This is a genomic window from Lacrimispora sphenoides JCM 1415 (genome assembly GCF_900105615.1).
Lineage (GTDB): Bacteria > Bacillota > Clostridia > Lachnospirales > Lachnospiraceae > Lacrimispora > Lacrimispora sphenoides.
Map to the genome: position 1 here is coordinate 3,549,856 of NZ_LT630003.1, position 18,689 is coordinate 3,568,544.

Annotated in this window: 17 protein-coding genes; 5 read left to right on the plus strand and 12 right to left on the minus strand. The window is 43.7% G+C overall.

Annotated features, from left to right (window positions below; translation table 11 throughout):
• Positions 1–27 precede the first annotated feature (27 nt).
• Positions 28–1,923 (minus strand): BglG family transcription antiterminator, encoded by a 1,896-nt coding sequence (locus tag BMX69_RS16115; protein WP_160117920.1) that lies wholly within the window; start codon positions 1,921–1,923, stop codon positions 28–30.
• Between the two features lie 204 nt (positions 1,924–2,127).
• Complete coding sequence (locus BMX69_RS16120) at positions 2,128–4,347, minus strand: methyl-accepting chemotaxis protein (RefSeq protein WP_160117921.1); 2,220 nt, start codon at positions 4,345–4,347, stop codon at positions 2,128–2,130.
• A 611-nt stretch (positions 4,348–4,958) separates the two neighbouring features.
• Between BMX69_RS16120 and BMX69_RS16125 the strand changes: the two genes are divergently transcribed.
• Complete coding sequence (locus BMX69_RS16125) at positions 4,959–5,570, plus strand: recombinase family protein (protein WP_025229887.1); 612 nt, start codon at positions 4,959–4,961, stop codon at positions 5,568–5,570.
• 137 nt (positions 5,571–5,707) lie between these two features.
• On the opposite strand, the gene BMX69_RS16130 is transcribed toward BMX69_RS16125, so the two are convergent.
• On the minus strand, positions 5,708–8,776 hold the full coding sequence (locus tag BMX69_RS16130; RefSeq protein ID WP_100042912.1) for a glycoside hydrolase family 2 TIM barrel-domain containing protein: 3,069 nt from the start codon (positions 8,774–8,776) through the stop codon (positions 5,708–5,710).
• 400 nt (positions 8,777–9,176) lie between these two features.
• Positions 9,177–9,719, minus strand: a complete 543-nt coding sequence (locus tag BMX69_RS16135) for a DUF4489 domain-containing protein (RefSeq protein WP_100042913.1) — start codon at positions 9,717–9,719, stop codon at positions 9,177–9,179.
• Positions 9,720–10,019: 300 nt separating this feature from the next.
• Here BMX69_RS16135 and BMX69_RS16140 point away from each other — a divergent pair, with 300 nt between their 5' ends.
• On the plus strand, positions 10,020–10,391 hold the full coding sequence (locus BMX69_RS16140; RefSeq protein WP_100042914.1) for a tyrosine-type recombinase/integrase: 372 nt from the start codon (positions 10,020–10,022) through the stop codon (positions 10,389–10,391).
• Between the two features lie 424 nt (positions 10,392–10,815).
• Here BMX69_RS16140 and BMX69_RS16145 read toward each other — a convergent pair whose 3' ends face one another.
• The 5 genes from BMX69_RS16145 to BMX69_RS24175 all read right to left on the minus strand — a co-directional run bounded on the left by BMX69_RS16145 (position 10,816) and on the right by BMX69_RS24175 (position 12,585).
• Positions 10,816–11,073, minus strand: coding sequence for a peptidoglycan recognition protein family protein (locus BMX69_RS16145; protein ID WP_242941277.1), 258 nt, complete (start codon positions 11,071–11,073; stop codon positions 10,816–10,818).
• A gap of 55 nt (positions 11,074–11,128) precedes the next feature.
• Positions 11,129–11,422 (minus strand): phage holin family protein, encoded by a 294-nt coding sequence (locus BMX69_RS16150; RefSeq protein ID WP_025229889.1) that lies wholly within the window; start codon positions 11,420–11,422, stop codon positions 11,129–11,131.
• Between the two features lie 2 nt (positions 11,423–11,424).
• Positions 11,425–11,622, minus strand: coding sequence for a hypothetical protein (locus tag BMX69_RS24725; RefSeq protein WP_242941278.1), 198 nt, complete (start codon positions 11,620–11,622; stop codon positions 11,425–11,427).
• A 164-nt stretch (positions 11,623–11,786) separates the two neighbouring features.
• Entirely contained in the window at positions 11,787–12,077 is a 291-nt protein-coding gene (locus tag BMX69_RS16160; RefSeq protein WP_100042915.1) for an XkdX family protein, read from the minus strand.
• A 343-nt stretch (positions 12,078–12,420) separates the two neighbouring features.
• The gene (locus BMX69_RS24175; protein ID WP_157724429.1) at positions 12,421–12,585 is read right to left on the minus strand and encodes a hypothetical protein; all 165 of its coding nucleotides are present in this window, start codon (positions 12,583–12,585) and stop codon (positions 12,421–12,423) included.
• A 188-nt stretch (positions 12,586–12,773) separates the two neighbouring features.
• On the opposite strand from BMX69_RS24175, the gene BMX69_RS16165 reads away from it, so the two are divergent.
• Together BMX69_RS16165 and BMX69_RS16170 are read left to right on the plus strand one after the other, a co-directional pair.
• The gene (locus BMX69_RS16165; protein ID WP_025229895.1) at positions 12,774–12,974 is read left to right on the plus strand and encodes a cold-shock protein; all 201 of its coding nucleotides are present in this window, start codon (positions 12,774–12,776) and stop codon (positions 12,972–12,974) included.
• Between the two features lie 717 nt (positions 12,975–13,691).
• Positions 13,692–14,537 carry an AraC family transcriptional regulator gene (locus tag BMX69_RS16170; protein ID WP_100042916.1) on the plus strand — a complete coding sequence of 282 codons (846 nt, stop codon included), beginning with the start codon at positions 13,692–13,694 and terminating at the stop codon, positions 14,535–14,537.
• 23 nt (positions 14,538–14,560) lie between these two features.
• Here BMX69_RS16170 and BMX69_RS16175 read toward each other — a convergent pair whose 3' ends face one another.
• The gene (locus BMX69_RS16175; RefSeq protein ID WP_025229897.1) at positions 14,561–15,376 is read right to left on the minus strand and encodes a helix-turn-helix transcriptional regulator; all 816 of its coding nucleotides are present in this window, start codon (positions 15,374–15,376) and stop codon (positions 14,561–14,563) included.
• A gap of 169 nt (positions 15,377–15,545) precedes the next feature.
• Here BMX69_RS16175 and BMX69_RS16180 point away from each other — a divergent pair, with 169 nt between their 5' ends.
• The gene (locus BMX69_RS16180) at positions 15,546–16,859 is read left to right on the plus strand and encodes an MFS transporter (RefSeq protein WP_100042917.1); all 1,314 of its coding nucleotides are present in this window, start codon (positions 15,546–15,548) and stop codon (positions 16,857–16,859) included.
• On the opposite strand, the gene BMX69_RS16185 is transcribed toward BMX69_RS16180, so the two are convergent.
• Together BMX69_RS16185 and BMX69_RS16190 are read right to left on the minus strand one after the other, a co-directional pair.
• Complete coding sequence (locus tag BMX69_RS16185; protein ID WP_100042918.1) at positions 16,856–17,956, minus strand: GntR family transcriptional regulator; 1,101 nt, start codon at positions 17,954–17,956, stop codon at positions 16,856–16,858. The genes BMX69_RS16180 and BMX69_RS16185 overlap by 4 nt on opposite strands.
• A gap of 10 nt (positions 17,957–17,966) precedes the next feature.
• Complete coding sequence (locus tag BMX69_RS16190; protein ID WP_054790058.1) at positions 17,967–18,665, minus strand: L-ribulose-5-phosphate 4-epimerase; 699 nt, start codon at positions 18,663–18,665, stop codon at positions 17,967–17,969.
• Between the last annotated feature and the right edge of the window lie 24 nt (positions 18,666–18,689).

Genomic DNA, 18,689 nt, shown 5'->3' on the forward strand with positions numbered 1-18,689 from the left:
GTTCCTCGCAGTCTGAATGTGGTATCTTTATTCTTCCAGAAGATCCAGTAAAGTCTCATACTCCGGTTTCCGGATCATTCGTTTCACTGCTTCCTTATTAAGGGCAAACCGTGCAGTCGTTTCATAAAAGGTCTGACGGTTTCTATCCTCTTTTCTTCCTATGGAAATCAGCAGGACGATCTGGACCGGAAGCTTGTTCCAGATAACCGGCTCTTTAAGGATCGCCACATAAGCAAAGGTTTCCTCTGAAGCGATCTGGTTTGGGTGCGGGAGGGTGATATAATTTCCATAATCCATCTGGGCAAAGGTTTCCCGCTCCAGCACCAGCTCATAAAAATTATCATCCACCTTTTCCTGCTTTTTGATCACGCCGCATAAATCCTTTAATATATCTTCCTTATGCTTTCCTTCCATCCCTGTAAGCAGGCGCTGCGGAGTATAATACCGCTTTATGATCCCACGGCTGTTACCTCTTCTAAGGGTTTTTGTGATCTTCTGGATATCATCTGCTTCCAGAAATGCCCCTACCTCTACAATAGGCACCGGGACCTCCATGGGAATAGGAACGGTGGAAAAGATATAATCGACCTTCTGGAAATCGAAATGCTCCAGCTCCAGAAGATCACAGACATAGATATTCCTTAAATAACCGGAAAATTCACTCTCATATTTGTATTTTAATAACCGGGAGCTACCCTTTCCCGTGCTGCATACCACAAGAATATCTGAGCAGGGATCCATCTTGTCCTTTTCTAAGGCCAATTGGAAGATCAGGGCAAAATATCCGATCTCATCCTCGGAAATATCCTTTTTATAATGCTTTTTAAGGACTCCTACTGCTTCATAGGATATCTGATATGCCAGGCAATACCTCTGCTTAATGTCTTCCAGAATGGGGTTTTTTAACGGAATATCGTACCGGATCCTGATATCAAATGGGACCAGATGCTGGTTTAAGGTCATCCGTATCTCAAAATTATTATGCATTTCCAATCCGTATTCCCTGCTTACCAGCTCCATCATGGCAAGGGCTAACTGGTCGGTCTGCTCCCTGATCACAAAATTGATGTCGTTTTCCAGAGTGCTTCCGATCATTCTTTTTCCAGCCAGATACAGTAGGAGATAATGTTCCTCATCAGCCGTATAGACGATCTGTTCCTGGGTTCCGATAGAAGAAATAAGCTCCCGGATGAGGGCGGATTCCTTACCCCCTATTTCCGGCAGGTTTTCCTTGTCCAGCCGAAGATAAAAGCCTGACTTCATCCGCTTCCTGGCCACATAGGTATATTCCACAAAATTCTCAAAGGCAATCTCGGAAAGACGGATCCCATACTTCTTTAAAAGACCTTTAATCACTTCTGCCAGATGGATCATTTCGCTTTCCTGATGGCTGATGTCCACCCCTGTTAAGCCCTGTCGCTTGATAAAATAATCGCTTAACAGCCTGCGGATATCAAATTCCTCACCCTGGATCCTGATCCCGTAATTAGGCTTCCGTTCAATGGAAAGGCCGTAGCGCCTTAATATTCCTTCCACCGTTTTAAGAGAATTGGACAGGGTGGATTTTGAAACAAAGAGAAAATCACAAAGCTCATCGATCTTGATATAATCCATCCTGGATATCAGGTATGCCAGCAAATATTCTCTTCTCTCATGTTCTCTTTCCGGAAAATGCTCCGTATTGTCCCTTTCTTTCTTTATGTAAGCGTCAAATTTCTCCTGGTCATGAATCCGAAGTATATATCCATATCTCGCTTTTGAGCTTATTTCCGCTCCATGGCCTTCCAGCAGCCCGCTTAAATCCTTCAGTCTCAGCCGAGCCGTCTTCTCACTGACCTTCAGCTGTTCCGCCAATGCCGAAGCCGTTCTGTATTCTTCCTGACTCAAGAGCATCAGCAATTCCTGCAACTGTTTCCAAAGCATAGCCGTCTCCTTCGCACTTTTTGTCCCACGAAACCTTATTATCAGCATAACATGGCAGGCGTTATTTTTCCATTCAGATTTTTACCACATTAATTCTGGTAATTAGAGGCATGTGGGCCGGGAACCTTCTCCCATGATTTATACAAAAACAGTGCCGGAGGCCTGAAATTGCCAGGCACCGGCACTGCTGTCAGAGTATTTCTATTAATATTTACCGCCGGTCATAAAATCATCAGCTGGTTCTATGGCTGGGTTTGGAGCCCTATGAGCCGCAATCCTTTCGCCTGAATCTCTTAGCTTAAATCTGTTTACCAGACTCTTTAACATCTGTGCCTGTCCCGAAAGCTCCTCGCTTGCAGCCGCGCTTTCTTCTGATGTTGCGGAGTTGGTTTGTACAACTGATGAAATCTGTTCAAGTCCTGCTGCAATCTGAGTAACCGCATAAGACTCTTCCTCGGAAGCTTTTGCTATTTGCCGGATTCTTTCATCCACGCTCTTAGATGCATCCACTACCTCAAGAAGTGAGCCGGCAGCATGATCGGCCAGTAACCTGCCCTTCTCAATTGCCTCCACCGTGCTTTCGATCAGTGCCGTGGTATTTTTTGCGGCTTCGGCTGATTTTCCTGCGAGGTTTCGCACCTCATCCGCCACCACAGAAAATCCCTTGCCCGCTTCGCCGGCACGAGCCGCTTCCACAGCGGCGTTTAAAGCCAGGATATTCGTTTGAAATGCAATGTCATCGATGGTGTGGATAATTTTACCGATCTCCTGAGAGGTATCGGTGATTTCCTCCATTGCCTTCATCAGCTGCTGCATTTGCTGGTTGCTTTGTGCAACCTCCTCTCCTGATTCCTCCGATAAGCGGCTTGCCTGTTTGGCATTGTCCGCATTATTTTTGATCCGTTGGGAAATTTCAGTGATGTTGGACGTAAGTTCTTCCACGGAACTTGCCTGCTCAGCCGCTCCCTGGCTTAAAGTCTGTGCGCCGTCTGACATCTGCCCCGCTCCTGCCGAAACCTGATCAGAGGCTGTATTAATTTCCGCGAGGGTTTCGCTTAAATTGCGGTTAATGGTTCTCATGGCACTTAATATCTCCTGATAATCGCCGATGTACTTTTCCTCATATTTTGTATCGATCCGGAAATTCCCCTCGCTCATTTCCTCTAATAAGTATTTTATATCCTGAATGATGGACCTCAAGTTCTCCGCCATTTCCATAAAGGTTCTGGAAAGAATCCCAATCTCATCATTGCTTTGTGTATCTACCTGTATTGCAAGATTACCGGCAGCGATCTCAGCAGCGGCAGAAACCACACCGTTAATCGGCTTCAGCGCCTTCTTTAAAACAATGATAACGATGGCAGCCACAGCCACCAGCGACAAAACAGAAACAGTTACAATTGTAGCCGTTAATATTTCGATATCTTTATTTAAGTCAGAGGTATCCAATGCAGTCTGTGCCCACCAATGGGTTCCTTCCACATCAATCGGATAAAAAAACCGGGATACTTTATGCCCATCCTCAAGGACAGTGGTACAGGAAAATGCTTTTCCCAAAGCTGCTCCATCGGTAACCTTCTTCATTTCTTCCGGATTTTTTAAAAATTCAGAGAGATTATGGCCAATGTCTTCGGCAAATCTACTGTCGTATACCGTGGTAAAATCATCTGTAAGAATACCAACGTATAGTGTTTTATAATCTTCGGAAGATGTGGTGATCTTATTAAAATGACCAACATCAATATCAGCTGCGATCACTCCCCGGAACTCATCTTTATTCATAACGGGATATGCGGCAGTGATCATGGTAGTGCCATGATATTCGTAAGGCTTTGTAAAATAAGGCTTGCCGGTTAATTTCACAGGCTTATAATAGTCCTTATCACTGTAATCACTGTATTTTCCAAAAGGCTGCACTTTTTTATTGGCAGCATCTTCACGATTTACATAAAACCCATAATCCTCTATGCTTTTATCGAACTTGCCAGGCTCAAAAAAGATTCCGAACCCAACGATATCCTCATCTGCCACAACCGCAGAGCACATGCTGTTAAGCAAATAATTTTCTACTTCAATGCTTAAATCAGACATTTCCGTGTGATACACCGTGCTTTTTACCTTGATGTCCTCGGCAGATGAGATAACCGCAGCTCCCTGGTTATAGGTCTTACCAATATAATCCTGCATTGCTGCTGCCTGTTTTGATGCTGCATCCAGGATCGCCTGTACCTGGTTTCCATTTGCGTGGGCCAAATTTGTAAGCTCAGAGCGTACCGCTGTACCGGTTTCATTGCCTGAAAGACTGACGACTATAATACTTAAAATAGCAAAAACCACAAGCAATGCTGCTGTGATTACGATTGCAATTTTCTCTGAAATTTTCCTGTATTTTTTTCGCTGTATGTTTCCTTTTCCAATTTTCATGTGTATTTTCCTCATATGATTGTTATTGTAAAATTCTGCCATCAATAATCTGACTTTCTCTCCTATTTTTGATGCGGCGAAACATACATAGTTACATATATGTATAAATTACTTTTATTTTTGTTTACTTCCACTTTTACCTCTCCCCCCCTGCCGCAAATCCGTGTTCCTCTCATAGTTTGCGTATTTTCCTATCTGCTTATATTTGAACCTGTACTGATTAATTGCCGCCTGCCAGCCGTAAGCATAACTGTTAGTTCTGCTGGTTACAGTACAATAGTAAAAAGGTACACCTTGATATCACTGGCAAAATGTAAAGAGAATAAGAATAATATGTGTGAAATATGTTGTATTTTGTCGAAATAGTGCTTATAATAAACGTAGTATTTTTAGGCTGTTTATATTTGATAAAAAGGTGTACCTTTTTAACAAATAATCTACTGCTGTAATCCCCGTTTTATTTGCAGGAATCCACGATAGAACAGCATTTTTATTTATTCGGTTTTCATTTTTATATTTTGACCTGCAGGCTTTTGTTTTCATAAATACTATTATAGTAGAATAATCTCTTGACCTCATGCCATAATTAAGAATGACAGGAGGTTATTTTAATGAAAAATTTTTATGGATACATGAGGGTCTCCTCATTAGAACAAAACACAGAACGGCAAAAGGTAGAGCTTCTGCGCTGGGGCATTATTGACAAGAACATATATTGCGACAAATTATCAGGAAAGGATTTTAACAGGCCCCAATATCAAAAGTTAAAAAGAAAATTAAAAGAGGGGGATGTTCTAGTTGTAAAAAGCATTGACCGTCTGGGAAGAAATTACGATGACATACAGGAAGAATGGAGGGAAATCGTGAAAGCCAGAAAAGCTGATATTGTGATTCTGGATATGCCCATTCTGGATACAAGAACAAATAAAGATCTGATCGGCACCCTGATTTCCGATATTGTCCTTCAGCTCCTCTCCTATGTAGCACAGGCGGAGCGGGAAAACATCAAACAGCGTCAGGCAGAGGGGATTGCCCTTGCAAAAGCCCAGGGGAAGCATCTGGGCCGATTTCCTACCCCCATTCCTGATGAGTTTTACCCGGTTTATGAAAAATGGCAGAAGCGCATCTATACCCTTGAAACCGCAAGCAAGGAGTTAGGCATTACTGTCAGCCAGTTTCGGACAATGATAAAAAAACACAAGTCAAATACAAAGACTTTTTAAAACAGCCCCAATAGGAAATAAAACAGGCAGAACCGCTGCTTTTCATCAACGATCCTGCCTGATAATATAAACACAGATTTCTATTCACATATGTGGAAATATCGATTCCTCTCTTGACCGATCCAGTCAAACGAAAGTCAAATATCCGCTTTCTTAGGAACCAATCTCACTTCAAAAACAAATTCCTCTTCATCAAACCGGTATTCTTTCCGAAGTTCCGGTCCGCAGCTTGCAGATCCGATCCCGTCCTGGCGGTAATCCAGGCAAAGGACCGTATAGCCTGAGACTGCCAGCTCATAATTATGGGCTTTATCTGTCAGCTCCTCCTGAGTATAAACCGATGCATTAAAAGAAAATGTCCGTTCTGAAGCTGCCGAAAGAGAAACTCCCCCACCTTTTACCGTTACAAAATCACAGTCGCTCCGGCTTCCGTTCTCCTGAGGCTTTAAATAGTCCTCGTGCATTTCTTTTACCCCGGCAGTAAATAACCCGTGATAGCTTGTTCTTCTCTTATCCAGGTAATTTTCCACCGGTCCCAGACCATAATAGGTTACCTGATCCATGCCCTTTGGAAGGAAAAGGCGAAGGCCAAACCTTGGAAGCTCTGGAAATTCCATATCCCTTTTCACATCCAGCTTTCCATTCAAAACTCCATCATTTCCGATGGTCCACAATGCCTCAATCATTAATATTCTCTGGATCACAGCCGCAGTAACGGACAGAATGGTTCTTATTTCCACCTGCCCATCCTTTAATTCATAAGAGGTTTCATAAGCCCTGGATATGGCCCTGTCATAATGGGCTTCCATCCACTTATTCTTTATATATCTGTCATTATCCGTTGGTGCCCTCCAGATGTTATATTCCATGGGGCGCTCCAGAAGAGTCCTGTTTTCAAACAACATATCCTGGAAACAGCCGGTCAGCTTGTTGTAGGTATAAGCAAAGTTTGTACCGTCTATATAAAGATAACGGTCATCTTCCCGAATCACCGGGCACGCCCTTTCCTCGTCATTAGACTCCTGTTCTTTTAACAGGCAAACCCCGGTCTGGTTTCTCATATCTTCATTTTCAAGGAGTATTTCTTCAAATCCCAAAAGGCTTCCGGCTTTTAAAAGGGCAGTATTCTGCTTTAATAAATACTGAACCTTCAGATAACATTTTCCCTTTTGAGGGACCTTAAAGTCCAAATTCAGACTGCCTATGCCATGAGGCTTTATTTCCGGCATTTCTCCGTCCTTAAGGATTCCCTTTGCGGTGACCGCTCCGTCACAGGTCACCTCATATTCAATTACCGCATAATCCTTCAAACCAATAAAATCCATGCGGTTTTGAAGCACCAGCTCCTTCTTTTCCTGGTCAAAGGAAACAAACCTTGCCGGACGGTACACATTTTTAAATTCCATCAGACCGGTGTGAGGTCTTCTGTCCGGGTATACCAGGCCGTCCATACAGAAATTGCCGTCATGAGGATACTCGCCGTGATCTCCTCCATAAAGGTACATGGGTTTTCCATCCAAGGTCCTGCCCTGATAGATGGCATGGTCACACCACTCCCAAACAAACCCGCCGCAGACCTGGTCATACTGGTCAAACACCTTAAAATAATCTTCCAGATCCCCCGGTCCATTGCCCATGGCATGACTGTACTCACACAGGATAAAAGGCTTTCCGGTATTTCTTCCAATGTATTCATGAATTTCTTCCAGCTTCGGATACATGCGGCTGTATAAATCCAGATTGGAAAAATCATAAGTCTTGCTCCGGTCACGGTAACGGGCCGCTTCATAATGGGTGAGCCTGGAAGGATCAAAGGCTTTGGTCCAGGCCAGAGCGGCTTCAAATGTGCAGCCATAGGCGCATTCATTTCCCATGGACCAGATCACAACACTTGACCGGTTCTTATCCCGTTGCACCAAACGCTGCGTACGGTCAACCGTGGCCTGGGTGAACTCCGGATTATCTGCAATGGCCCTGTTCCAGCGGCCATGCACAGCTTCTATGGAACGATCTTCCATGTAAATGGAATTGGTTCCGTGGCTCTCATTGTCTGCTTCGTCAATGACATAGAAGCCGTACTCATCGCACAGCTGGTAGAACTGAGGCCCATTCGGATAATGGCTGGTACGGATTGCATTGACATTATGCTCCTTCATGATCCTTAAGTCTTTTTTCATCTGTTCCAGGCTGATGACGGACCCTGTCACCGGATCACTGTCATGGCGGTTGACACCATGGAATTTGATCTTCTCCCCGTTAAAATAAACCACTCCGTCTTTTACGGTGATTTCCCTGATTCCCAGGCGGTCCACGATCACTTCATTCTGGCATTCCAGAACAAAGGTATAAAGGTAAGGCTGCTCTGCATTCCAAAGCACCGGATTATCTATAGTCAAAAGAAGGCTTCCATCCTGTGGGATTCCTTCCTGGCTGGCGGCCAGCTCCCCTTGGGGATCATATACCAAAGTTTTTATTGGAACGTCTTTCCCAAAAAAGGTGACTGCTGCCTGGATATGAACCTGATTCTCTTCCCGGGAGGTTGTTAAAAAATAATCAAAAATTCCCTCTTCCGGCCTTTTTAAAAGATACACGTCCCGGAAAATGCCGGTCATGCGGAATTTATCCTGATCTTCCAGATAGCTTCCGTCGCACCATTTTAAAACAAGAACAGCTAAAGTGTTTTCTCCCTCACGGATCAGACTTGTCACATCAAACTCGCTGGTGGAATGGGATACCTGGCTGTATCCCACATAGCTTCCGTTCAGCCACACATAAAAACAGGAATCCACTCCTTCAAAGTTTATGTAAGCTCTGGGAGCATTCTCGTCCCTTTCATACATAAAATGGCGGACATAAGCCCCGCATGGATTTTCAGCCGGTACATAGGGTGGGTCCATGGGGAAGGGGTAGCGGATATTGGTATATTGGTGCCTGTCATATCCATAGTTCTGGAAACAGCCGGGAACCGGGATATCATCATAATTTCCGGTATCATAGCCTTCCTGGAAAAACTCCTCTTTTACATCATAAATACTGTCAAAATAGCAGAATTTCCATGTCCCGTTTAAGAGTTTAAACCGGTCAGAATTTTCCCTGTGCTCCACAAGGTCAAATCGCGCTTGGGAAGCAGGTATGTAGTAGGACCTGTTTGGCATGGTGTTCTCATGAAGCAAGTGGAGATTTTCATAATGTTTGGGTACGATCATGGTTGAATCCTCCTTCGTTTATTACCTTTATTATAAAATGTAAGGATAGAAAATCCATATCTCCAATTAGACAAACTATGCACAAAATGATACTGTTGGTTTTACACACTCCTTTAAATGCGTACTTTTCCGCTTAAAATCGAGATTCTTGAGACTTTCAAACTCACCAACTGCTACCACCTGAAAATAGTCAAAACCAGGGGGCCTGCAGTCAAAATGCAGTCAGAAAATGATATAATTCTATAAATAGGCGGGCCCGTAATTCCGGATACCCGCCTATACATTACTCCATTATCTTAAATTTTTATGAGTCCCGACCCATGCCATGAGGTACGTCATTTTCCATACATTCCTATTAATTTCTAATTATAAAGCATTTTTGTACTTAAATCATTTCCTACTATTTACAGGAATTGCAGTTATTGTCTACAATAATTGCGGAAAGTGATGCATGATCAATAGAAGTAACGCCAACCGTAGCAGCGCCGGCAACCCTAGCAACTACGCTGTAAGTGCAGCAGTCATCATTGCACAGATCACAGTCGCAAACGAAGAAGGTGAAGGTGTTAGCTTCAGTAATAGCTACAAGCCGTGAGAAAGTCCAGATTGGTCCTACGGGAATAGGAGTCAGCATATCCTTACACTGTTTGAATACCTGGAAATTCAGAGTAATTACAGCAGCGGTAGTAACGATATTACTTGCAAATTCTAATTTAATGCATGGGTTTTTTAAAGCTTTTGTATCAACGCTTACAGTGGCCAGAGTAAATGCAGCACCAGCAACTGTTGCCAATGGTATGGTTACGCCTCCCTGGCTGCCGCATTTTAATATTGTTCTGTTTGGCTTTAAGTGCTTTCTGGGACGTTCGCATACGATATTGCAGTTGCAGTCCTGACATTCATCACAATCGCATTCACGATCTTCAATATAATAATCACTCATAATGCTACCTCCATATATTTATATAGACAGATAAAATAATATTTGTTCCAACAGTCATATTCCATTATATTATAAAAAAAAGAGTATGCTACACTTAAGAAGGTACAATCTTTTTATGGACCTCAAATACTCGAACCTGCCTATACTTTACTCTGCCAATCCCGGCTATCGTAGCGCCCCGTCCTTGTCCGGTGTGAGCGTCACCGGCTCCACAACCATTTTACCTTCACCGTCCAGGCAATAAACCTTTCCGGATTCAGCGATCAGAGTGTCAAACCAATACCACTTGTCCTGATCCTGATGCCAATCATTCTGGATCGGCTGGCCGGTATCGCCATTGTAGAAGCGCCAACCACCGCCCTCCTGTTTCCACCCAGTTTGGCCAATGACATAACCCCCCATATTTTTCGCCACACCTACGCTAGCGACTTATATAAAGCAGGAGTAGATATTAAGCAGGCGCAATACCTCCTTGGACATCCTGACATCCGGACTACACTTGGCACATACACTCATTTAGGTTATGCAGATATTGAAATTGATAAATTAGAAACTTATTACGATGCAGTCAAAATGCAGTCAGATAATGATATAATCTACTTTTTGTATAGGCTGGTCCGAAATTTCGGATACCCGCAGCAATTTGTTGATGAAAGTATCCTGTACTTGTAATATTTTAACAGTATGTATAATATAATAAAAAAGGCAATCGCCACAGGGTGGTTGGCTAATTAGAAAAGCAAAACCTTCCCAACCGGCCAAAGTACAGGGAAGGTTTTAGTATTTAGCGACACATCTTTAAGACGAATGTCAGCAGTGCCAGAAAGAACGCGCCAAAAGACATTAAGTCCTTAAAATCAAAATACTTCATGAGCAACACCTCCATTCTATGTAGAATCGAGGCCTACCATCCTATACACGATTGCCAGCAGTATGTACCTGCCAGTATAATTATATGTTCCAACTTGAGCATATACGATTAATAATATCTTACAAATTCCTTTGGGACCCTATTCCGCCAATCCTGGATACTGTAATGTCATCATGATGGCGGACCACTCTGTCCACAGGAATGCTATATTTCGCCATCAGATCCTTAGTCAGCTCTACGGCCACCAATACTATTCTGATTCCTGCATTCCGGGTGGACGTATGATTTTGCCCCACAATGCCATACAATATCCTTTATCTCAACGGACTGCCAGACTTCCCCATCAAATCCAACATAATAGTGAGCTCTGGCCCAAATGTATTGGGAGGCGTAATACTTGCAGTTTGCTTCTGCCCCTCCCAGGGTTCCTACATAATGGATCACAATGAAAGCAATTTTTTGATCTGCATACCATTCCCCCATTTCATAAGAAAAGGCCCAGTATAATCCCAGGCCTAAAAGTTAGATTTCACAATAATTATTCAGTTTTTCTAGACTGCTTAATAATCTGATCTACATATGTACTCAATCCGGCAACCAGAACACCCTGCGTAATGGCCGTAAATATCGCCATAGCAATTTCCTGCCCGGTCTGGTAGCTACTTGTGCCCAAAACGTATATACCACACAACACAATGCCCACAGCCCCATTGATGAGGGGGATATACTTATCTTTGATGGTCTGGCTCTTTTTAATCGCCTGTCCTAAAAAGTACAGAACTACTGCCACTACGATCAGTTCCGGTTTGACATAATTCATAATCTGTTCCATAATTAATCCTCTCTTTCTTCCGGTTCCTCCGGCATGGATAATAAATTGTCTTTAAGTCTCGTTGCTACATCATTCCCACCCAGGTCATGATAGGCATCGTACATCCGCTTTACATTCTCTTTGGTATAAATGAGACGAAATCTTTTATCCTGGTAATGATTGTATACACCGATTATTCTATCTCTAAGCAGCGCTTGCATTCCGTCATGGAGTGCTTTATTTATTATGCCTTCCTCGGCTTGTTTCTTAGCAATCCTTCGATACCTCCAACCCAATAAAGCGGATATAATTAAAAATAGCCATTATACCCAATGCCTGTCCATATACTTTATGATTTCTAACAAAGGACCATGCCTCATTCTTTCTACTTTTCATATTCTTTTCCGATGATATCCAGGTATTCTTTCTCTGTGACCCAACGCCCCACCGCATTCCATACCATTTTCTCCGTCCAGTACCCTAAATCACAATACTTTTTTTCTTCTACCTGAGCCTCTTCCACCAAAATCCATTCTGGGAACACCTTGTTCCTCTTTTCAGTCTGTTCGTCACACTCCTGGCAAAAGCTCAGACCAAGCTCAATTTTATCATCCCCGCACCCAGGACACTCATAGCCATCACCCCCGTGCCCTGCTTCAATTTTAATTTCCGCCATCCTATTCTCCTTTTCACAAACTCTTCACAAATTCATCAAAATCCCGTCACAATTTCCTGGTATATTAATAACTGTTAAGAGGCCAATAACCTTTAGATAAAACTTTTTTTCATACAGCCGGTAGGATTTATGATCTTTCCGGCTCCTTCCTTTTTCATTGAATTACTCTTATTTCAGATTTATTTAAGAATATGATGCTATACTATGGCCATAAAGACAAAGTCTTTATAACCTTTCACTTAGCCGACATGACTCTCCGGTCTTGCCGGCTGCTACCTTTTTTACGGCATATACTCTGGAAAATCATAAATTGACATCTGCACTGCTGGATAATCTTCCCAGGCTACTCAGATGTAATCAAAAATACGGCCCCAGCCATATCTTCCTCCAATAACTTCATCAACGCAACGAAGTAGTTATTTGGCGCTGCCATTTTATCAGTAAAAATGAAACCGTTCGAGTCATTAACTATGCCAAGCCCCCGGCTCTCATTTGAAGATTTTCCCAATCTATCCTCCCATTCTTAATAATCTTTCGCTTGACTTCTTTGTAATACCGTGTTACACTAGGTCAGTATTTAAAATAAAGTTTTGATTTCGCATATATTTGTAAGTCATTATTCTATTGATGATTTACAAGTATATGCGATTTTTAATTTTAAGAAGAATACAATATAATTTTAAGGAGGTATCTTTCATGAAAAAAGGTACAGTAAAATGGTTTAATGCACAAAAGGGGTTTGGTTTTATTTGCGATGAAGAGGGTAATGATATATTCGTTCATTTCTCCGGTCTTGCTATGGAAGGTTATAAATCATTAGAAGATGGCCAGTCAGTTGTTTTTGAAACAACCACAGGAAATCGTGGTCTTCAGGCTGTTAATGTTCACATCGCATAATCTCTCACCGCATTAATTAATCACATCTAGCCTATCCATTTTCTTCAAATACCAAATTGATAAAGTGAATATGTACCAAAAATCTGTATATTAAAAAGTCAGAGCAATGTTTAATCATTACAGCTAAGTCAGCGGGGTTTATTATTATATACCCTGCTGACTCAACCTAAAATTTCAATTAATAGCTTCTGAATTTCTCCAGACAATCAAAAATACAGCCCCATATCAAAATGCATATAAAACCCTAATCTTCTCTATTTTTATCAAGGTGTTCCATCACTTATTCAAGATAACACTCCATATACAAATTATAATAATAAGATTTATCATTGAAATCTTTTTCTATAACTGGTAGCTGATTGGATTGTGTACTTGTGTCTTTCGCCAAGTGCTGATTATCCAAAACACCAACAGCCGCTTTTTTAAATCAGTTTTTTATTCGGCAGTGAGATTTCTGCAGAGACACGATCAAAACATGGACAGAATCCCTTTTCCTTTCATCCAGTTATGAACGCTAGCTTTATATATAAAGCCAAGTTGAAAACATGAGCCTATATGTGGTAAAATCGTTCTCATACCATAAGCTGCTTTGAAAAAGGAGTGTTCAATATAACAACAAAGAATGATAATAAAGGAAGAGTGTCAAAAGAGAAGGAAAAGGCCAAGTCCGCTTAACATTGACTCATTTCCTACCGTAAATAAAAAAGGAGACTAGATATGTACACCAACACCGGCTATATGAATCTGACGGACGACGAACTGGAGGACCTCACTCTTCCTCTTAAGGCAAACAGCTGCGGCGTCTACCGCCTGATTACTCACCCCGTCATGTCCACCATACGGCCTTTGGGACGTCCTGATTATCAGCTTTTATACGTCGCATCAGGAAATGCATGGTTTTCCTTCCAAAATGAGACCGTAGAAGTCCCTGCCGGAAATATGGTACTTTATAAACCTGACGAACCTCAGAAATACGCCTATTATCTGGAAGATAAGCCAGAAGTATTCTGGCTTCATTTCACAGGTAAAGAAGCCGAAGATTTCATAACCCAGGCAGGCTTTCTTGATAGCAGAATCCTATACACCGGTGTTTCATCCAAATACCAGGAATTGTTTCTTTCCATAATCCGTGAACTCCAGCTCCCCCGCCCCTGTTTCGAGGAATTGGCAGCCCTTCATCTCATGCAGCTTTTCCTGCTTTTAAAGCGGCAAAGGGAGGAAGGGGGATTGCAAAAAACTGAAATACAGAAAGAAATGGAAAAAGCGGTCCATTATTTTCACGAGAACTTATCTACGGATATCGAAATTGACCATTATGCAAAAAAGCTGCATATGAGCACCTGCTGGTTTATCCGCAGTTTTAAGCAGTATACTGGAATGCCTCCCCGCAGGTACTTAACCTCCATCCGGGTGAAAAAGGCCCAGGAGCTGCTTGAAAGCACTGACTACGGCATCGGTGAAATCGGAAGCATTGTCGGCTATGACAATCCCTTATATTTCAGCCGCATCTTTAAAAAACAAACCGGTACTTCTCCCGCAGAATACAGAAAAGCGGCAAGGTGAGCATTCCTCCCCTGCCGCTTTTTTTATCTTCCCACCAAACGATAAGTCTGCCGGTATTCCTTTGGCGTTATCCCCATATACCTCTTAAAGATCCTTCTGAAATAATCCACATCCTGATATCCGCACTGGTAGGCAATTTCATTTCCTGTCTGGTTTGTCTCTATGAGCATTCTGCACGCCTTATTAAGCCGTGCCTCGTGGATCCCCTCCGTAAGTGTCTTCCCATAAACCGCATTATAGACTCGTCCCAGGTAATCCGGGCTGCAATCCAGTCTGTCGGCTAGTATGGAGGAGGATAAAGGCTCTTCAAAATGATTCCTGATATACTGTCCCGCCTGGTTTGCCAAAAGTACTTTCTGCCCGGTCACCTCCATTGGAGAAAGGGAGTCACTGAGCTCGCACAGCAATTCTAAAAGCACCAGGTTTAAGATAGTCCGGTCGCCCCTTAAGACATCCTGCCGCTTGATAAAGCGGCGGAAAAGTTCCTCAAACTGCTCCGGCTTTCTGATACGGATAAGCTGAGGCAGGGACATAATATCCCGTCCAATCCTCACCGCCTCTTCTTCCAGATGAAAATGAAGCCAGTAAAAATTCAAATCTTCCTCAAACTCTCTTGTCCCCCAGTGATGCCTTCCGGGAAACAGAATCAGCGCTTCCCCTTCCTCCACGTTATATGTTATGTCCTCTTCAGCAATCCCCAGGATCCCGGAATTTACATAGATAATCTCAAAGGAATCCATGACCCGGTCCGCATGGCGTCCCTTACCGCCTGTCACCAGATATCCTGCATTTAACGCCCTCACCGGAAGTACGGCCTTTAAATTTAAGTAATGTTCCATAGTTTCCTCCTGTCACCTCGGTCGGAATCCTCCAGTTTTTCGCTTCTTTTTCCTCTTGTATCCCTTCCATTATACTGGCAATATAGAGAGAGGAAAACCTTTAAAAACAGAATATCAGATATCTAACAAAAAGAAAAGGGGATTGTGGCAGTTATGTCACGGAAGTTCAATGATTGAAGCAGTATTACTCTTAAAAGAAAAAGTGTCCCGCACCTTTTTCAGCGGAACCACTATGACAGAAGCAGATTTTACCAAAGGCAGAAGACTCTTTATTGCAGAGGGCTGCTGCGCCAATGGTATCGTTACACTGACCACCGGAGCATTTCTCTCCGGCTATGCCAATTCACTGGGAGCCACGGATTCCATAAACGGGATCATCGGTTCCATCCCGGTACTTCTCTGTACTCTTCAGATGTTTTCCTCCATCCTTTTGGAAAGCCTCTGCCGGAAAAAATGCCTGATTTCCAGTTTTTCTTTTATTCACAGGCTCCTTCTGGCTTCTGTCTTTTTTGTGCCCTTGTTTATAAGAGATCCCGGACTTCGCCTGGCAGCGGCAATCACTATTTATGGAGTCGCTCATTTTTTCGGGGCCTTTATTGGAACCGGGACAGGGAACTGGATCTTACAGCTCGTTCCGCAGCACATGAGAGGAAACTATCTGGGAAAAAAGGATTCCTTTGCTTTTGCCTTTTCCACCATCTTAAGCCTGACCATGGGATGGGTCATGGACCGGTTCCGCAGCTTTTCCATGGAACAGACCGGATTTCTGGTGGTAGGGACTGTAGTCTTTTTCGTCGCCTGTATGGACTTCTGGTGTCTCTCCTCTATCAGTGAACCGGAGAGCCTTCCCCACCGCCAAAAGCTCCAGGATGCATTATGGAAGCCATTGGCCGATAAGGAGTACCAGAAGGTCATGCTCACCTATATGTTCTGGAACCTGGCCCTTCAGATCGCAGGCCCATTTTTCAGCGTATACATGGTCACAGGACTTAAGTTAGATTATACATACATTACCTTTTTAGGCCTCATTTCCTCAACTGTCCGGGTATTGGCGGCCTGGCTCTGGGGGCGTCTGGCCGATGCTACTTCCTGGCTTTTGGCAGCCCGCTGTTCCATGGGAATGCTGGGACTTGTCCATGCCAGCTGGCTTTTCATGACCCCGGAAACCTGCTATACCCTTCAGCCTATATTGCAGGCATTGTCCGGTGCTGCCTGGGGAGGCATTGCCATATCCGTCTTTAACCTTCAGTATCATTATGCCCCTGCGGAAAAACGGGTGCTTTATGTCAGCTCCAATTCCTCCTATGCAGGACTTTGCGGCTTTCTTTCCACCCTTCTTGGAGCCTTCCTACTCAGGGTCTTTCCTACCCTGGAAATAGGGGGACTTCCCATAACCGGAATGCAGCTGCTCTTCCTTCTTTCCGGGACCCTGATCCTGGGATGCGTATTTTACATGGGAAGACTCAAGTCTGTCTCCCTTTAAATCCGCCGGTCTTTACAGGACTCCCGGATTATCAGCTCCGGCTTTAAGATCCGCTCCACTCTGCTTTCTTCATCGGGAACATTGTTCATCTTTTCTATAAGAAGCTCCGCCGCCATCGCCCCCAGCCGCTCCTGGGGGTGGGCGATGGTGGTCAGCTTCACAATCCCATTTTCTGCGATAAAGGAATTGTCATAGCCTGTAACAGAAATATCCTCTGGCACGGAAAGCCCGCTCTTTTCAATGGTTTTCATGACCTCAAAGGCAATCTGGTCATTGTAGCAGACGATTCCGTCAATTAACACCCCTTCTTCCAGCTTAAGCCTTAACGCGCCTGATGGCTTTGACGTACGGTCCTCGGTGTGGAACCAGACAACCATATCCGGATCATAAGAAAATCCCGCCTCCTGAAGAGCTTTTACATAGCCTTTGTGCCGGTCCCTTCCCTGGCTGTCATCAGCCTTGAATATCCCCAAGATGTGCTTATGCCCTAATTCGATCAGATGCTTTGTCACCAGATACCCACCCATACAGTCATCCATCAGGATATGGGGTTTGTTCATCATGTGGGCGTAACAGCCCTGAATGAATACATAGGGGATCTGGTAAAAATCCAACTTCTCATAAAGCCCCTTGTGGCCGCACATGATCTCACTTTTGCTTGGCTCTATGATGAGCCCGTCAATGTCCTTTTCAAGGATCTCTTCCAGACATCTGCTTTCCTTAAACCTGCTGTTTCCCGTATTTTTCAGTATAATGCTGTAACCGTTTGCCGTGAGTACACGATCAATTCCCTGGATCAGCCGCGGAAAAATATAATCAGACAAATAGGTGGTAATCACCGCGATATTTCCTGACCCCTTTTTTCCTCCCGCTTTTCTGGAAACAAAGGTTCCCCGGCCATGTTCTGCTGTAATAAATCCCTCCTGTTCCAGAATGGAAATTGCTTTTCTCACCGTGTGGCGGCTTACATGACAGGAGGCCGACAGTTCATTTTCCGAAGGCAGCCGGTCGCCCGGCTTTCTCTTACCTGAAATAATATCCTTTTTCAGTTCTTCCATTAACAGATAATACTTTGCTTTTCCGCTGTCCTCCGCCATATAGGGCTCCTTATGATTCTTTATTCTGGCCGTAATATGCATTCGGTCCATGTTTGCGCATAAAATGTTTATCCTGCATGCATTTGGGCGCCGGTAAAACCGAGGGATTCAACAGTTCCGTCATAAGGTTCATCTTTGCGATTTCCTCCAACACAACGGCATTGTGGACCGCAGCTGCTGCATCGGTTCCCCAGGTAAAGGGTCCATGGTTTTTGCATAAAACCGCCGGAACATGCATGGGATTCCTATCCTTAAAGGTTTCGATGATCACTGCTCCCGTATTCTTCTCATACCCGTCCCGGGTCTCTTTCTCCGTGAGATTTCTGGCACATGGAATTTCCCCGTAAAAGTAATCTGCATGGGTGGTTCCATAGCAGGGGAGGGCCCTTCCTGCCTGGGCCCAGGATGTAGCCATGGGGGAATGGGTATGAACGATCCCTCCTATTTCCTTAAATGCCTTATAAAGCTCCAGATGGGTGGCAGTGTCAGAGGAAGGCCTTAACTTTCCTTCCACCTGATTACCGTCAAGATCCATGACCACCATATCCTCTGGCGTCAGTTCTTCATAATCCACCCCGCTGGGCTTAATTATGAAAAGCCCCTGTTCCCGGTCAATTCCGCTGACATTTCCCCAGGTATAAGTAATAAGTCCTCTTCTGGGCAATTCCATGTTTGCCTCGTATACAATCCTTTTAAGTTCTTCCAGCATGTCAGCTTCCTCCTTTTTGCTTTC

Coding starts and splice junctions, on each gene's coding strand:
- BMX69_RS24725 (WP_242941278.1), bottom strand. CDS start 11,622: ATGCAAGCGCTGCTTAGAGATAGAATAATCGGTGTATACAATCATTAC.
- BMX69_RS16140 (WP_100042914.1), top strand. CDS start 10,020: ATGCCAATCATTCTGGATCGGCTGGCCGGTATCGCCATTGTAGAAGCG.
- BMX69_RS16130 (WP_100042912.1), bottom strand. CDS start 8,776: ATGATCGTACCCAAACATTATGAAAATCTCCACTTGCTTCATGAGAAC.
- BMX69_RS16125 (WP_025229887.1), top strand. CDS start 4,959: ATGAAAAATTTTTATGGATACATGAGGGTCTCCTCATTAGAACAAAAC.
- BMX69_RS16175 (WP_025229897.1), bottom strand. CDS start 15,376: ATGGAACATTACTTAAATTTAAAGGCCGTACTTCCGGTGAGGGCGTTA.
- BMX69_RS16115 (WP_160117920.1), bottom strand. CDS start 1,923: ATGCTTTGGAAACAGTTGCAGGAATTGCTGATGCTCTTGAGTCAGGAA.
- BMX69_RS16120 (WP_160117921.1), bottom strand. CDS start 4,347: ATGAAAATTGGAAAAGGAAACATACAGCGAAAAAAATACAGGAAAATT.
- BMX69_RS16170 (WP_100042916.1), top strand. CDS start 13,692: ATGTACACCAACACCGGCTATATGAATCTGACGGACGACGAACTGGAG.
- BMX69_RS16160 (WP_100042915.1), bottom strand. CDS start 12,077: ATGGCGGAAATTAAAATTGAAGCAGGGCACGGGGGTGATGGCTATGAG.
- BMX69_RS16185 (WP_100042918.1), bottom strand. CDS start 17,956: ATGGCGGAGGACAGCGGAAAAGCAAAGTATTATCTGTTAATGGAAGAA.
- BMX69_RS16165 (WP_025229895.1), top strand. CDS start 12,774: ATGAAAAAAGGTACAGTAAAATGGTTTAATGCACAAAAGGGGTTTGGT.
- BMX69_RS16190 (WP_054790058.1), bottom strand. CDS start 18,665: ATGCTGGAAGAACTTAAAAGGATTGTATACGAGGCAAACATGGAATTG.
- BMX69_RS16150 (WP_025229889.1), bottom strand. CDS start 11,422: ATGGAACAGATTATGAATTATGTCAAACCGGAACTGATCGTAGTGGCA.
- BMX69_RS16180 (WP_100042917.1), top strand. CDS start 15,546: ATGATTGAAGCAGTATTACTCTTAAAAGAAAAAGTGTCCCGCACCTTT.
- BMX69_RS16135 (WP_100042913.1), bottom strand. CDS start 9,719: ATGAGTGATTATTATATTGAAGATCGTGAATGCGATTGTGATGAATGT.
- BMX69_RS16145 (WP_242941277.1), bottom strand. CDS start 11,073: ATGGGGGAATGGTATGCAGATCAAAAAATTGCTTTCATTGTGATCCAT.